15 protein-coding genes are annotated in these 14,436 nt (G+C 74.9%); 3 read left to right on the top strand and 12 right to left on the bottom strand.

Annotated features, from left to right (window positions below; all coding sequences use genetic code 11):
- Positions 1-5: 5 nt before the first annotated feature.
- The 10 genes from mnhG to HPT28_RS22510 are packed head-to-tail and all read right to left on the bottom strand — an operon-like array spanning position 6 to position 8,997.
- Positions 6-452 (bottom strand): monovalent cation/H(+) antiporter subunit G, encoded by a 447-nt coding sequence (mnhG, locus tag HPT28_RS22555; RefSeq protein WP_219093019.1) that lies wholly within the window; start codon positions 450-452, stop codon positions 6-8.
- Entirely contained in the window at positions 449-715 is a 267-nt protein-coding gene (locus HPT28_RS22550) for a monovalent cation/H+ antiporter complex subunit F (protein ID WP_219093018.1), read from the bottom strand. The genes mnhG and HPT28_RS22550 overlap by 4 nt, the downstream gene beginning before the upstream one ends.
- Positions 712-1,248 carry a Na+/H+ antiporter subunit E gene (locus tag HPT28_RS22545; protein ID WP_219093017.1) on the bottom strand — a complete coding sequence of 179 codons (537 nt, stop codon included), beginning with the start codon at positions 1,246-1,248 and terminating at the stop codon, positions 712-714. The genes HPT28_RS22550 and HPT28_RS22545 overlap by 4 nt, the downstream gene beginning before the upstream one ends.
- Positions 1,245-2,795, bottom strand: a complete 1,551-nt coding sequence (locus HPT28_RS22540; RefSeq protein WP_219093016.1) for a Na+/H+ antiporter subunit D — start codon at positions 2,793-2,795, stop codon at positions 1,245-1,247. The genes HPT28_RS22545 and HPT28_RS22540 overlap by 4 nt, the downstream gene beginning before the upstream one ends.
- On the bottom strand, positions 2,792-3,223 hold the full coding sequence (locus tag HPT28_RS22535; RefSeq protein ID WP_308119450.1) for a Na(+)/H(+) antiporter subunit C: 432 nt from the start codon (positions 3,221-3,223) through the stop codon (positions 2,792-2,794). Before HPT28_RS22535 ends, HPT28_RS22540 begins: the two co-directional genes overlap by 4 nt.
- Positions 3,220-6,060, bottom strand: coding sequence for a Na+/H+ antiporter subunit A (locus HPT28_RS22530; RefSeq protein ID WP_219093015.1), 2,841 nt, complete (start codon positions 6,058-6,060; stop codon positions 3,220-3,222). Before HPT28_RS22530 ends, HPT28_RS22535 begins: the two co-directional genes overlap by 4 nt.
- Positions 6,061-6,076: 16 nt before the next feature.
- Positions 6,077-6,403, bottom strand: a complete 327-nt coding sequence (locus tag HPT28_RS27775; RefSeq protein ID WP_374227000.1) for a hypothetical protein — start codon at positions 6,401-6,403, stop codon at positions 6,077-6,079.
- A 52-nt stretch (positions 6,404-6,455) separates the two neighbouring features.
- The gene (ligD, locus tag HPT28_RS22520) at positions 6,456-7,466 is read right to left on the bottom strand and encodes a non-homologous end-joining DNA ligase (RefSeq protein WP_219093014.1); all 1,011 of its coding nucleotides are present in this window, start codon (positions 7,464-7,466) and stop codon (positions 6,456-6,458) included.
- Positions 7,463-7,855 (bottom strand): hypothetical protein, encoded by a 393-nt coding sequence (locus HPT28_RS22515; protein ID WP_219093013.1) that lies wholly within the window; start codon positions 7,853-7,855, stop codon positions 7,463-7,465. Before HPT28_RS22515 ends, ligD begins: the two co-directional genes overlap by 4 nt.
- A 17-nt stretch (positions 7,856-7,872) precedes the next feature.
- Positions 7,873-8,997: an enolase C-terminal domain-like protein gene (locus HPT28_RS22510; RefSeq protein ID WP_308119449.1), complete on the bottom strand. Its 1,125-nt coding sequence runs from the start codon at positions 8,995-8,997 to the stop codon at positions 7,873-7,875.
- Positions 8,998-9,054: 57 nt separating this feature from the next.
- On the opposite strand from HPT28_RS22510, the gene HPT28_RS22505 reads away from it, so the two are divergent.
- Positions 9,055-10,020 carry a Ku protein gene (locus HPT28_RS22505; RefSeq protein WP_219093012.1) on the top strand — a complete coding sequence of 322 codons (966 nt, stop codon included), beginning with the start codon at positions 9,055-9,057 and terminating at the stop codon, positions 10,018-10,020.
- 316 nt (positions 10,021-10,336) lie between these two features.
- On the top strand, positions 10,337-11,158 hold the full coding sequence (locus HPT28_RS22500; protein WP_219093011.1) for an alpha/beta fold hydrolase: 822 nt from the start codon (positions 10,337-10,339) through the stop codon (positions 11,156-11,158).
- A gap of 242 nt (positions 11,159-11,400) precedes the next feature.
- Here HPT28_RS22500 and HPT28_RS22495 read toward each other — a convergent pair whose 3' ends face one another.
- Both HPT28_RS22495 and HPT28_RS22490 read right to left on the bottom strand, forming a co-directional pair.
- Positions 11,401-12,603, bottom strand: coding sequence for a histidine kinase (locus tag HPT28_RS22495; protein ID WP_219093010.1), 1,203 nt, complete (start codon positions 12,601-12,603; stop codon positions 11,401-11,403).
- Entirely contained in the window at positions 12,600-13,274 is a 675-nt protein-coding gene (locus HPT28_RS22490) for a response regulator transcription factor (protein WP_219093009.1), read from the bottom strand. Before HPT28_RS22490 ends, HPT28_RS22495 begins: the two co-directional genes overlap by 4 nt.
- 213 nt (positions 13,275-13,487) lie before the next feature.
- On the opposite strand from HPT28_RS22490, the gene HPT28_RS22485 reads away from it, so the two are divergent.
- Positions 13,488-14,436, top strand: a 949-nt coding sequence (locus HPT28_RS22485; RefSeq protein ID WP_219093008.1) for an RNA polymerase sigma factor, incomplete at its 3' end; no start/stop codon positions are given.

Genomic DNA, 14,436 nt, shown 5'->3' with positions numbered 1-14,436 from the left:
CGGCGTCAGGAGCCGGGCATATCCGTGCCGTTGCCCGGTCCGTCGTCCGTGCCGCTGCCCGATCCGCCGCCCGATCCGTTGCCTGCGCCGTCGTCCGCGTCGTGGTCCGGGGCCGGGCGCTCCCTCAGGTGGCCGGCGAGTTCGTCGCGGGAGACCCTGTCGCGGTCCAGCTCCCTGACGCGATAGGACGTGCGCCCCACGATCTGCGCGGTCACCGGCACGGTGGCGAACTGGAACAGCGCGACGAGCAGCAGTGTCGGGACATCGCCCGCGGGCACCTGGAACGCGGCGCCGTTCAGGGTGAGCAGGACGCCGACGGTCTGGGCCTTCGCGGCGGCGTGCAGCCGCGTGGAGGTGTCGGGGAAGCGCAGCAGGCCGACCGCGGCGAGCAGGCAGAACAGGACACCGGCGAGCACCAGCACGATGCTGGCGACGTCGAGCACGAAGCTCACCGGATGCGCTCCTTCTTCTCGATGACGTGGGCCGCGGTCACCGAACCGATGAACGCCAACAGGGACAGGACGAGCAGCAGCGGAAGGACGGACGCCTCCCCGTGCGCCGCGAGATGGACGGCCATGCCCGCGACGATCATGGTGACCAGCGCGTCCAGGGCCACGATCCGGTCCAGGGCGCCGGGGCCGCGCAGGAGCCGCACCACGGTCAGCCCCCCGGCCACGGCGAGCAGGGCCATCGCGAGGGTGTAGAACACGGTCACGGCGTCTCCTCCGCTGCCTCGGGTCGCCGTCCCAGGGCCCGCACGACCCGCAGGTCGACGGAGCGCACCCGCCGCCGGACGCGTTCCGCGCCGGCGGCGTCCCGCACCGGGAGGGCGTGTACGTAGAGCGTGCGGCGGCCCCGGTCGATCTCCAGGACGAGGGTGCCGGGCGTCAGGGTCGTCAGGTTCGCCACGAGGGTCACCAGCAGGTCCGTGTCGGCGCGCAGTGGCACCTCGACGATCGCCACGTGGGTGCGCGGACCGTGCCGTACCGCCTCCCAGGCGATCACCGCCGCCGCGCCGATCGCACTCAGCAACAGATGGCCCACCAGCAGGACGACGCGCGCCGGGCGCACGGCGGCGGTCGTCACCGGGGGGAGCCGGAACACCAGCACGATCCCCAGCGCCACCAGGCCGCCGGAGGCGAGCACCGGAGCGCTCAGCGATCCCCACAGCGCCACCCAGACCAGCCAGAGCCAGCCGACCGTCCAGCCGTGGCGGGCGAGACGCGGGACCCGGTCGCGCAGGCTCATCCGTCCTCCCCGGGGAGGACGGCGTTCCGGTACGCCTCGGGCCGCAACAGGTCCTCGGCCGCCTGTTCCCCGACCCGGGTCAGCGGCTCGGCGAGGACGGCGACGAGCACGCCGGTGAGCGCCATCCCGGCCGTCGTCCCGAGCATGAGCAGGGAGCCCCGGCGGCGCGGGGACCGTGTGGGGCGGGCGTGGCCGGGGGCGGGCGCCGGTCCGGCCAGGGCGGAGTCGCCCTGGAGCGGTGGCCCGGTGCCGAAGGCGGCGTTCCAGATCTTGACCATGGCGTAGAGCGTCAACAAGCTGGTGAGCAGCGCCGCCCCGGAGAGGGCGTAGCCGGCGCCCCCGCTCTCGGCGCCCGCCCGCAGCAGCGCGAGCTTCGCCACGAAGCCGGAGAAGGGCGGGACGCCGGCCAGGCTCATCGCCGCCAGCCCGAACAGGGCGGCCACCGACGCGGCGGGGCCGGCCCGGGCGCGCATCCGGTGCAGGGCCGTGGTGCCCGTCTGACGGACCGCCAGGGCGGCGGCGAGGAACAGCGCGGCCTGCACCAGGATGTGGTGGACCATGTACAGGAGGGTGCCCGTGAGCCCCGGCACGTCGAACAGCGCGAGCCCGAAGAGCATGAACCCGATGTGGCTCACCAGGGCGAAGGACAGCAGCCGGTTGACGTCGTCCTGGGCGATGGCGCCGAGGATGCCCGTGAGCATGGTCGTGATGGCCACCACCGCCAGCAGCGGCCACACCCCCTCGCGGGGGAAGACGAGGGTCTGCGTGCGCAGCAGCGCGTACATCCCGACCTTGGTCAGCAGCGCGGCGAAGACGGCGGTGATCGGGGCCGGTGCCGTCGGGTAGCTGTCCGGCAGCCAGAAGTGCAGCGGAACCACCGCTGCCTTGATCCCGAAGACGGTGAGCAACAGCAGGCCCAGCGCGCCGCGCAGGCCCTCCGGGAGCCCGGCCACGCGCTCGGTGAGCTGGGCGAGCGTCACCGTTCCGGTCGCCGCGTACAGCAGCGCGGTGGTGGTGAGGAGCAGCAGCGAGGAGGTGAGGCTGACCACCGTGTAGGTCATGCCCGCCTGGGTGCGCAGGGCGCCGCCGTCCATGGTGATGAGCACGTAGGACGCGCCCAGCATGACCTCGAAGGCGACGAAGAGGTTGAACAGGTCGCCCGAGAGGTAGGCGAGCGCGATCCCGGCCACCAGGACCTGGTAGGCGGGGTGCAGGACGGCGGCGGTGCCGGGGCGGTCCTCGGTGATGCCCTGCCCGATGGCGAACAGCAGGACGGCGAGGGCGACCAGGACGGAGACGGTGAGCAGCAGGGCGGACAGCCGGTCGGCGACGAGAGCGATGCCGAGCGGCGGGGGCCAGCCCCCGGCGTGCAGGACGACGGGGCCGTGGGCGTCGGAGCGGACCAGCAGCGTGGCCGAGGCGGCCAGCACGGCGGTGAGGGCTCCCACGGCCAGCAGCCGCATGGGGGCGCCCCGGAGCCCGGCGACGGCGGCGCACGCGGCGAGCAGCGGGAGCAGGACGGGGAGGGCCGGGAGCACGCTGGTCACCGGGCCTCCTCGGGGGCGTCCCGGTCCTCCGCGGCAGCTCTGCGAGCCCGCGGGGTGCCGATGAGCCGGTCCCCCACGTCGTCCCGGACCTCGTCGTGGCCGGAGATCAGCCAGGAGCGGTAGGCCAGCGCGAGGAGGAAGGCGGTGAGCCCGAAGGTGATGACGATCGAGGTCAGGGCCATGGCCTGAGGCAGCGGGTCGGCGTACTCGGCGGTGGCCTCGGGGCTGCCCGGCCCGCCGGCGCCCCCCTGGACGACGGGCGGGCGCCCGGGCGGTCCTCCGGCGACGAGCAGGAGCAGGTTGGTGCCGTGGCCGAGCACGATGAACCCCAGGACGATGCGCATCAGCGAGCGTTGGAGCATCAGGTAGAAGCCGGCCGCGAACAGTCCGCCGACGACGGCGGCCATCGTCATGTCGAGCGTGCTCACGAGCGGCTCCCTCCCGTCCGCTCGGCCTCGGGGGCCCGGTCCAGGCTCACCCCGACGGCCGAGAGCAGCTTGAGCGTGACGCCGACGACCAGCAGGTAGACGCCGACGTCGAAGAACACGCTGGTGGAGAAGTGGACTTCGCCGATCCAGGGCAGCCGGGCGGTCGGCAGCGCGCTGGACAGCGGCTCACCGCCGAAAAGTCTCGGCAGCAGCCCGAGCCCGGCCATCAGCGCCAGCCCGCCGCCGGCGAGCTGTCCGGCCCCCACGGGGGACGCGGCGCCGAGGTCCGCCCGGCCGCCCACCAGGTACCGCAGCACGAACGCCTGTCCGGCGACGAGCCCGCCGGCGAAGCCGCCGCCGGGGCCGTAGTGGCCCGAGAAGAGCAGGAACAGCGAGAGCACGAGCGCCGAGGGGAAGAGCAGCCGGGTGATCACTTCGAGCAGCACGGAGCGCTCCCCTCCGGGCCTCTCGTCGGCGCCGGGCAGCCACCGCTCGCGCGGCTCGTCCTCGTGCGCCATGGGGGACAACGGCTTGTCGTCGGCGTTCGGCTCGCGCCGCTGCGGAGCGCCCCGGCTCCAGAGCCGGACGAGGCTCACCACGCCGATCGAGGTGACGAGCAGCACGGACACCTCGCCGATGGTGTCCAGGGCACGGAAGTCGACGATGATCGCGTTGACCGCGTTCTCCGCCCCGGTCTCGGCCAGGCGGCGCAGGTAGGCGCCCGCGGGTGCGGGGGCCGTCCGCGCCGACGTCGCCAGCAGCGCGAGCCCGCCGACGAGGCAGCCCACGGCCGCAGCGGCGGCGGCCCGTGCGGCACGGGCCCGCCGGGCGGTGCGTCCGGGGGTGAACCGCGGGGGCAGCCGACGCAGCACGAGGACGACCACGACCAGGGTCATCGTCTCCACCAGGAACTGGGTGAGCGCCAGGTCGGGGGCGCCGTAGAGGAGGAAGAGCGTCGCGACGCCGTAGCCCACCGCGCCGGCCAGCAGAATGCCCGTCAGCCGACGGCGGGTGACGACCACGGCGACCGTCGCGGCCAGGATGACGGCGGCCACCGGCACCTCAAGGCCCACCGCCCACGGCCTCGGGGCGTCCAGTGGCGGCAGTCGGCGGATCAGGGTCACCCCGGGGACGAGCACCACCGTGATCAGCAGCACGGTCAGGTAGACGGGCAGGGAGCCGACCTCGGTGTGCCGGGTCAGCCCGGCGGCCGTCCGGTCCAGCCCGGCGACGGCCCGCTCCTGGAGGCGCTGGACGTCGGGCAGCCGGGCGCGGGGCGCGGCGGCACCGGGGCGCAGCCCGGACCGGCCGAGGAGGAGATAGCCGAGCCCGCCGAGCGTCAGGGTGAGCACGGACAGACCGGCTGCCGCGGTCGGCCCGTGCCACAGCGCGAGCTCGTACGGCTTCCCCGGCCCGGCCGGATACGCGTCGGCGTAGGGGGCGACGGCGGCCTGGGTGCCGCCGTACCAGAGGCCGGTGGCGAGTCCGGCGACGGACAGCAGTGCCGCCGGTGCCACGTATCCGGCGGCGGCGCCGCGGTCCCGTGGCTCCGCGGCGCCGCCGAAGGCGCCCCGCAGGAAGCGGATCGCGTAGGCGACCGTCAGGGCCGAGCCCGCCACCACGCCGGTGAGCACCAGCGGGTCCGCCGCGAGCCCGCCGTGGACGAACGCCTCGTAGGCCGCCTCCTTGCCGAGGAAGCCGAGCGCGGGCGGTACCCCGGCCATGGAGGCCGCGGCGACGACGGCGACCACGGCCACCGTCGGCAGCGTCCTCGCGGCGCCGGAGAGTTCGCGCAGGTCCCGGCTGCCGAGGTGGTGGTCCCAGAGCCCGACGACCAGGAAGAGCGCCGCCTTGAACATCGCGTGCGCCAGCAGCATGACCTCTCCGGCCAGCGCCGCCGTCCGGGTACCGGCCCCCAGCAGCACGACGAGGAGCCCCAGTTCGCTGATGGTGCCGTAGGCCAGCAGCCGTTTGAGGTCGGTCTCGCGCAACGCGCGCCGGGCTCCGAGCACCAGGCTGACGAGGCCGACCGTGAACACCATGGGCCGCCAGGGGCCGACCTCCGCCAGACCGGGCGCCAGCCGGGCGACGAGGTAGACGCCCGCCTTCACCATGGCCGCGGCGTGCAGGAACGCGCTGACGGGCGTGGGCGCGACCATGGCGGCCGGGAGCCAGCCGTGCAGCGGCATCTGCGCCGACTTGGCGAACGCCCCGACGAGCACCAGCACCACGGCCGCCGTCACCGCGCCGCCCCGCGGCGGCTCCGCCACCAGGCTCGCGACGCCGTAGCCGCCCGCGGCCTGCCCGAGCAGCACGAACCCCAGCAGCATCAGCAGTCCGCCGGAGGTGGTGACCAGGAGCGCCTGCCGCGCCGCCCGTCGCCGCACGGCCTGTTCCCCCCGGCCGGCGATCAGGAGGAAGGAGGCGATCGTCGTCAGTTCCCAGAAGACGTAGAGCAGGAACAGGTTGTCGGCCAGCACGAGGCCCGTCATCGCCCCGGCGAACGCGAGCAGGAGCCCGGCCGCGCGCCCCGGGTCGCGGGGCAGGTGGTAGCGCGAGTAGACGAGCACGGCCGCGCCCACGCTCCCGATCACCCACACCATCAGCAGCGCCAGGGTGTCCAGCCGGAACCGCAGCTCCAGGCCGAGCGCGGGGGCCCAGGCCACGGACTCCCCGACGGGCGTCCCGCCCAGCACACCGGCGGACCTGACGGTCGCCCAGACGACGACGGCGAGGGGGACGCAGGCGGCGAGGAGCCAGACGTCACGGCCCAGCCACCGCGCGTACCACGGCATCGCGACTGCCGCCGCCGCGTGCACGGCGAGCAGGACCAGCACGGCGCAGCCTCCCTCGTCAGCCCACCAGCATCATGACCCCGGACACGCCGCCACGGCCGCCACCACGCGGTGCGGGTGCCGAATCGGTTCCGCTCGGCCGTCCGCCCGCAGCCGGGCCGGCCGACGGGCGGCGGCGCGGGCGGACGGCGTCGGAGTCGGCGCGCCGGTCGAGGGGCACGAGGACGTGCAGCCCGCGCGAGCCGGTGGACATCACCCGGGACGGGAGCCCCGGTTCCGTCAGCAGCTCGCGCAGCCAGCGCTCCGCCCGCCGCACGGCCGCGAAGTCGTCACCCGGCAGGTCGAGGTCGACGCTGAGCCGGTCGGGGTGGTCCGGCCGGTCCACGCGGGGCTGATCGCGATCGTCCGCCGGCCGGTGCTGATGGTGTGGCCCGCGGTTATCGGGTCCTCCCCGTGGGGCGTTCGCGGCGCACGTCGCGGGCCGCCCTGTCGTCGCGCAGTCCCAGGTAGCGGGGGTGCCGCAGCCGTCCGGCGGTGGTCCACTCCGTGAAGCCGACCTCCGCGACCAGTTCGGGGCGCACCCAGCGCGCGCCGCGTTCGCGCACGGAGTCGGAGAAGGGCGAGCGCTCACGTCGCAGGCCGTCGAGCCGCTCGCGCAGGGTGCGCAGGGTGCGGTGGTCGAAGCCGGTGCCGACTTTGCCGGCGTAGCGCAGCCGGTCGTCCTCGTAATAGCCGAGCAGCAGGGAGCCGAAGCCCGCCCGGCTGCCGGACGCCTCGGTGAAGCCGGCGATGACGAGCTCCTGCCCCTGGGCGCACTTGAGCTTGAGCCAGTCCGGGGATCGGCGCGGGACGTAGGCGGCGTCGGCCCGTTTGGCGATCAGCCCCTCCCAGCCGCGGGCGCAGGCGTCGGCCAGCAGGTCCTGGCCGTTCCGGTTGCGGTGGACGGTGAAGCGCAGCGGGGGACGGAAGTCGAGCGCGTCGCGCAGGAGGGACTTGCGGACGCGCAGCGGCAGCCGACGGATGTCGGTGCCGTCCAGGCTCAGCAGGTCGAAGACGTAGTACAGGACGGCGATGCCGCTGGCCCGGGCCGCGCGCGGGCGGCTGATCCCCATGCGCTGCTGGAGCAGGGCGAAGTCCGTGCGCCCGCCCCGCAGCGCGACGAGCTCCCCGTCCACCGTGAAGTCCTGACGGCGCTGCCCGGCCAGGGCCTCCACGATCTCCGGGTACGTGTCGTCTCGCCGTTCGCCGTTCCGGGAGAGCAGCCGGGCCTCGTCCCCGTACCGCTCGGCCAGCAGCCGCACGCCGTCCAACTTGCGCTCGAAGAGCCAGGCGTCGCTGAAGGAGCGGCGGTCGCTGAGCACGGCGAGCATGGGCGGGCCCGGATGCTCCGGGGCGGGGCGCAGCAGCCGGCGGTGGCGGTCCGGGAGCCGGTCCAGGAGGCCGCTCACGGCCGCTCCCCCGCCTCCTCGGCCACCTGCCGCGGGGGGCGCCCGGTACGTGCCGGGCGCCCCCGCCCCGGGTCGGGGGCGCCGGCCCGCGAGACATCCCGGTCGGCCCGCCTGACCAGCAGCCAGACGGGCAGCTCACCGCCGCGGACGCGGGTGGGCGCGTAGCCGCCGTGCAGCTTCCGGCCCGCCAGCCGGAAGAAGACGAGCCCGCGCTCCAGCGCCTCGGCGCGCGGGACCGGCTCGCCGCCCTCGTCCGTGCTGAGGTTCTCGGAGGCGCACTCGTCCCAGACGGTCCCGGCGCCCGCGCCGTCCCCGCCCTCGGCGATGACGCCCTCGAACGCGCGGTACTCCGCATGCGAGTCGTCCGCCGTCCCGCGCCTGCCTGCCATGGGACTCCTCCCTCCGTTCAGCGCACGCGGTAACGCGCGACCCGGCCCGGGACCAGCGTGAGCCCGTGACCGCGGCGCGCGCGGTCCGGGCGCAGCACTCCGCCGGACTCCGGCCGCAGCACTCCGTCGAACAACAGTTCCTCGATACGGACGTGGTCGTGGAAATACTCCAGGTGACGCAGGTGCCACACCGCCGCGCAGGCGTGCGCGCTGAGCTGCGGCGCGCCGTGGGCGGACAGGCTGACGCCCCGGGCGTCGCACAGGGCGGCCACACGCCGGAACCCGGTGAATCCGCCGCAGCGGGTGACGTCCGCCACCAGGCAGTCCACCGCCCCGGCCTCCAGCATCCGCCGGAAGTGGGGCAGTCCGAAGCCGTACTCTCCGGCCGCGATCTCCAGCCCGCCGGGGGCCCGGTCCCGCAGCAGCCGCAGGCCCTCCAGGTCGTCGGAGCTGACCGGCTCCTGCAGCCAGCGCACCCCCTGGTCGGCGAAGTACCCGGCCCAGCTCAGGGCGTCCTTGCGGGAGTAGCCGCCGCCTGCGTCCACGTACAGCTCGGTCTCCGGCCCGACCACCGAACGGGCCGAGCGCAGCCGGGCCGGGTCGGCCGCCGGGTCCCGGCCCACCTTGATCTTCACCCGGGGGATGCCCTGCCGCAGCCACTCGGTGAGCTGGGCGGCGTTCTCGGCGTCCGACCACGACGTGAAACCGCCGCTGCCGTAGACGGGCACGACCTCGTGCACCGCGTCCAGCGCGGTGACCAGCGGAACGCCCAGGAGCCGCGCCTTGAGGTCCCACAGCGCGGTGTCGACGGCGGAGGCGGCCATGGCCGCCACTCCGGGAACGCCGATGTTCCGGCAGGCGTGCAGCATCGCCGTCCAGGTCCGTCCCGGGCTGAGCGCGTCCGAGCGGCGCACGATCCCGGCCAGCACGTCGTCGACGAGGGTGGCGACGGCCTCGTGCCCGTAGGTCCAGCCGGTGCCGATGGCGCCGAGCGCCTTGACCTCGACGACGACCACGGTCGTGGCGTCCCAACTGAGCGTGGCGTCGGACTCCGGGCGGGTGGTCGGGATGGTCCACGCGTAGGTGCGCACCTGCTCGACCGGTGCCCGCACGGGAACTCCGCCGCTGGGGGTGAGTGTCACGCGTGCGCGGGTACCCGCCGCCGGTGTCCGAACACGTTCCCACGGCGGGGAGTCGTCATGGCACGGCCCATGTGGAGTGGAGTGCTGTCCTTCGGGCTGGTCACCCTGCCGGTGCGGCTCTACACGGCCACCGAGGACCACACCGTGCACTTCCGGCAGCTCGAGCGCGGCACTTCCGACCGGGTGCGGCGCAAGCGCGTCAACGAGCGCACCGGCGAGGAGGTGGACTACGACGACATCGTCAAGGGCTACGAGGTCTCCGAGGGCGAGTACGTCGTCGTGGAGCGGGACGAGCTGGAGGAGATCGCCCCGGGCAAGTCCCAGCTGATCGACGTCCAGGGGTTCGTGGACCTGGCCGAGGTGGAGCCCGTCTACTTCGCGAACACGTACTACCTCGCGCCGCGCGAGGACGCGTACGGCGACGTGTACGCGCTGCTGCGCGGCGCGCTGGCCGAGGCCGGCCGGGCCGGGATCGCCACGGTCACGATGCGCGGCAGGGAACACCTCGTCGCCGTCCGGGCCCACGGCGACGTGCTCGCCCTGCACACCCTGCACTGGGCCGACGAGGTCCGCGACCCGCACGAGGAGCTTCCCGCGCTGCCGGGCGAGGCCCGCCCCGAGCGGCGCAAGCTGCGCACGGCCCGGCAGCTCGTCGACGCCATGGCCGTCGAATGGCGGCCCGAGGACTACCACGACACCTACGAGGAGCGCGTGCTGCGGCTGATCGAGGCGAAGGTCAAGGGCGAGGAGGTCGTCCGGGCGGAGGAGGCACCGCGGCCCACCAACGTCGTCGACCTCATGGACGCCCTGGAACGCAGCGTCAGGCAGGCCCGCTCCGGCCGCCGGAAGCTGGGCGGGGAGCGGGCGGCCGGCGGGAAGCGGGCGGGACGGGACGGCCGGGACGAGCTGGCCGGGCTGACCAAGGACGAGCTGTACCACCGAGCCGCCGAGGCGGGCGTGAGGGGACGCTCGAAGATGAGCCGTGACGAGCTCCTCGACGCGCTCACCGAGCAGGCCGCCTGAGCCGCGTGAGGACGGCCGCCGGGGCGCACACGTCGGCACCGAGAGGAGAGCCGGTCGCGCACACGCTCCTGTACGACTAGTTCCTCCGTTCGGGGTGCGGCCGGGCACCCCGGCCGAGGGCGCTCGTTGGCCGGTCGGGACGCGCGAACGAACCCGGCCGCCCCGGGCACGTCGGCGTCCGCCGGCCGCGTACGCGCGGGGATGTCGTCGTCGAAAGCGGTGGGAAGTGCCCGAACAGCTCGTTCACACGCTGCGCCACCAGGGATACGCCTACGGCTGTCGCGTGGTGCCGCACCCGAGACCGAGGCTGGCTCCGGTGCTGCTGATCGGGGGCGCCTTCCAGGACATGTACTCCTGGCGGCGGCACGAGACGCTGCTGGGCCGGGCCGCCACCGTCATCACCGTCGATCTTCCCGGGTGGGGTGGCGCGGACGCGCTGTCCCCGTCGATCGGGACGGACCTGCTGGCCGACGCCGCGCACCGGGTCATCGAGCACACGGGCGCGGGTCCCTGCCACGTGGTCGGCGCGTCCTTCGGGGCGCTGATCGGCCAGCGGCTGGCGCAGCGCCACCCCGCCGCCGTGGCCTCGCTCGCGCTCAGCGGCGTCGCCGGGCCGTTGGCGCCGGAGCAGGCGGACGACCTGGAGGAGCTGGAGAGGCTGCTGACGGCCGGCGCGCTCGCGGCGTTCGCCGAGCGCATGGTGGACTCCCTCAGCCCGCGCGTCCCGGAGCGGGCAGTCCGCCGGGGCGAACCGGTGCGACGCCTGCTGACTGTCGACTTCCTGCGCGCCTCCGACGACGCGAGGGCGAAGATGATCGACAACCTCCGCCGGCTGCGGCTCGCACGGATGGTGTACCCGGACCCCGTTCCGGACGTGCCGGCCGTGATGTTCACCGGCGAGCACGACGGGGCGACGCCGTCGGTGCACGGGCGGCGGCTGGCCGCCACCTACCCGAGGGGCCGCAGCGTCGTGATCACCGAGGCCGACCACTGCGTGCACCTCCAGCGGGACGCCGAGTACTGCCGGCTGCTGCTGACGCACTTCGGCGGCGGCGACGTCCGCGAGCTGCCGTTCTGCCGAACGCCGCACCCGGCCGGCGCGACGGTGCCCGCACGGCCCTCGGGCGCCCTGGCATGAGCGGAGCATCCGCCGCACGACCGCGCGCACTCGGCCCCGGCGCCCGGTTCCGGTGTCGAGCCGGGGAGACCGGGCGCCGGAGCGGGGAGAAGGGGCGGACGTGACGACGCCCATACCCCGCGGCGGCCCCGGCGCGGCGGGGTGGGACCGGCGCTTCGAGACCGACCGTTCCTGCTCCTCGCCGCCGCGGCGAGTACCGCGCTCGCCGTCGTGAGCCGGTCCCCGTTCGGCTGGGCCACGGGTCAGCGGTGCCGCCGTGGCGCCCCGGACGATGTGGGCTCGGCGGTGACGGCCACGGGGTGCCGCTCGTGCGCGGCGGCGGGCGTCTCGGGCGGCGCGGGGTCGGTGAGGGGGAGCACGGCGCGGACGGTGAAGCCGTCGGGCGTGCGCTCGGCGGCGAACGTCCCGCCCAGCAGCGTCACCCGCTCCTGGAGGCCGACGATGCCCTGGCCGCCGGAGGGCAGCCCCTCCGGCGGGAGGGTGGCCGGGCCGTTGCGGACGCGGACGAGCACCCGCTCCTCGTCCACCTCGACGTCCACCGTGGTGGACGCGCCCGGGGCGTGCTTGCGCACGTTGGTCAGCGCCTCCTGGACAGTGCGGTAGGCGGCGCGCTCGACCCCTTCCGGCAGCACCGCGTCGGCAGGGGTGTCGAGGTGCAGGGTCGCCGGGACGCCGGAGGCCTCCACCAGACGGGGCAGGTCCGCCAGCCGGGGCTGGGGGGCCAGCTCCGTGGGGCCCGCTCCGGAGGCGCGCAGCACCAGGACCATGCTGCGCAGTTCCTGGAGGATGGTGACGGCGGACTTGCGCAGGGTGCCGGCGACCTCGCGCGTCGCCTCGTGTTCGGCGGTCAGCTCCAGCGCGGTGGCCTGCACGGCGATCAGGCTGGCCTGGTGGGAGACGACGTCGTGCATCTCCCGGGCGATGCGGGCCCGCTCGCGGGCCACGACGGTCTCCGCGTGCAGGGCGCGCTCGTGGTCGCGGACGGTGGCCAGCTCGGTGATGCGGGCGGACAGGTCGTGCCGCGTCTGCCGCAGCAGGCCGATGACGGCGGGCAGGATGCCGAGCATGAGGGCGTAGATGAGGGCCTGCACGTTGTCGCTCAGGGTCGCCTCGACCAGGTGGTGGAGCGGCCAGGGCACGAAGCTTCCCAGCACGACGCAGGCGGTGGCGAGCCGCACGAGCCACGTGCGCCGTTCGACGTGGACGATGTTCTCCAACGCGACCATCGCGGCGATGAGGGCGACGCCGGTGAGCAGCCCGGGCAACGTCATCAGGAAGACGGTGCGGGGGAAGCGGCGGCGCAGCAGCAGGGCACCGGCCGCGGCCAGCGAGAGCAGGCAGGACCACTCGGTGAGCCGGTCGTAGTACAGGACGGTCGCGACCACGGCCGTACCCGCCAGGCCGACGTCCACGGCCCGGGCCCGGACCGTCGGGGAGAACCTCACGATGCCTCCGGGGTGAGCAGTCCGGCACGTTCGGCGACCACCGCGGCCTGGACCCGGTTGCTGACGCCCAGCTTGGTCAGGAGGACGCTGACGTGGTCCTTCACGGTGCTGGTGCTGAGCATGAGCCGGGTGCCGATCTCGGCGTTGGACATGCCGTGGCCGAGCAGGGCCAGGATGCGCCGCTCCCGCTCGGACAGGGCAGCCACGGCGTGGGCGGCCGAGGGCACGTTCTTGCGGGAGCCGTCGGCGCGCAGCCGCCGCAGCACGGATTCCGACAGGCAGCCCGCGCCGGTGGCCAGGGCCCGCACGGACCGGATGAGCATGTCCGGCTCGGTGTCCTTGAGCAGGAAGCCGCCCGCGCCCGCGTGCAGGGCCTCGCCGAGGTACTCGTCGGTGTCGAAGGTGGTGAGCATGGCCACGTGCGGCGGCCGGGGCAGCCGCTTGAGCTGCCGCAGGACGGTGAGCCCGTCGACGTCCGGCATCCGGACGTCGAGCAGCACGGCGTCGGGTTCGAGCCGCCGGACGGTGGAGACGGCCTCCGCGCCGGCCACCGTGGCGACGACGTCCAGGTCGGGGGCGGTGCCGAGGATCATGGCGAAGCCGGATCTGATCAGCGCCTCGTCGTCGACGATGACGACACGCAGCAGTCGCTGGGGGGCCACTTCGGTCATTCGGTGCTCTCCGCCGTACTCGAACGCGCGTGTTCTCCGGTGCGTCAGCCTACGTGGACGCCGGGCACCGTCTCCACGAGGTGAGTCATAGCATCGCCGGTGCCGAGTTCCGGTCACCAGAGGATTTTCTGTTATCGCGGGGACCACGGCGCGGTCTCCCCTGTGTCGGAGAATCAGCCAGCAGCGGGCGCGGCCCGGGGAAGTGGGGCGGGTGTGGGCAGCGAGTGCGACGTCGCGGTGGTCAGGGCGGCTCAGGCGGGTGACCAGAGGGCGCAGGACGAGCTCGTCGCCGCCTGTCTGCCCCTCGTCTACAACGTGGTGGGCCGGGCGCTGAACGGGCACGCGGACGTGGACGACGTGGTGCAGGAGACGTTCGTGCGGGCCCTCCAGGGGCTCGGCACCCTGCGCGACCCGGAGCGCTTCCGGGCGTGGCTGGTCGCCATAGCCACCAACCGGGTGCGCGACCTGTGGCGGCGCCGGCAGGCCGCGCGGGACGAGAGCGGGCTAGGGCTCCAGGAGGCCTGGGACGTCGCGGACCCGGGTGCCGACTTCGTCGACCTGACGATCATCCGGCTGGGCCTGGCCGGGCAGCGGCAGGAGGTGGCCGAGGCCACCCGCTGGCTGGACGACGACGACCGCGCCCTGCTCTCGCTGTGGTGGCTGGAGGCCGCGGGCGAGTTGACGCGGGCGGAGGTGGCGGCGGCGATGGAGCTCTCGCCGCAGCACACGGCGGTGCGGGTGCAGCGGATGAAGGCCCAGTTGGAGACCGCCCGGGTGGTGGTGCGGGCGCTGTCGTCCGTGCCGCGCTGCGTGCTGTTGCAGGACCTGCTCGGCTCCTGGGACGGGCGTCCCTCAGCGCTGTGGCGCAAGCGGCTGGCACGGCACGCCCGCGGGTGCACCGTCTGCTCGGGGCACGAGGCCGGGCTGGTGCCCGCCGAGCGGCTGCTCGTGGCGCTCGGCCTGGTGCCCGTGAGCACCGGGCTGCTGGCCGGGCTCGGGTCGGCCGGGACCGACGCCCTCGCGGCCGCCCCCGCGCCGGGCGGCGCCTCCGGGGGTTCCGGGGACGCGCACGGGCCCGCGGTCGGCCACGGCTCCGGGGACGCGGGAGGCTCCCCGGGCGCCGACGGGGCCGCGGGGGCCGGGCCGGCCACCGGACCGGCCC

The sequence above is a fragment of the Streptomyces sp. JJ38 genome (assembly GCF_019303475.1).
In the GTDB taxonomy this organism is placed as follows: Bacteria; Actinomycetota; Actinomycetes; order Streptomycetales; family Streptomycetaceae; genus Streptomyces.
This window is presented reverse-complemented; position numbering and strand designations above follow the sequence as displayed.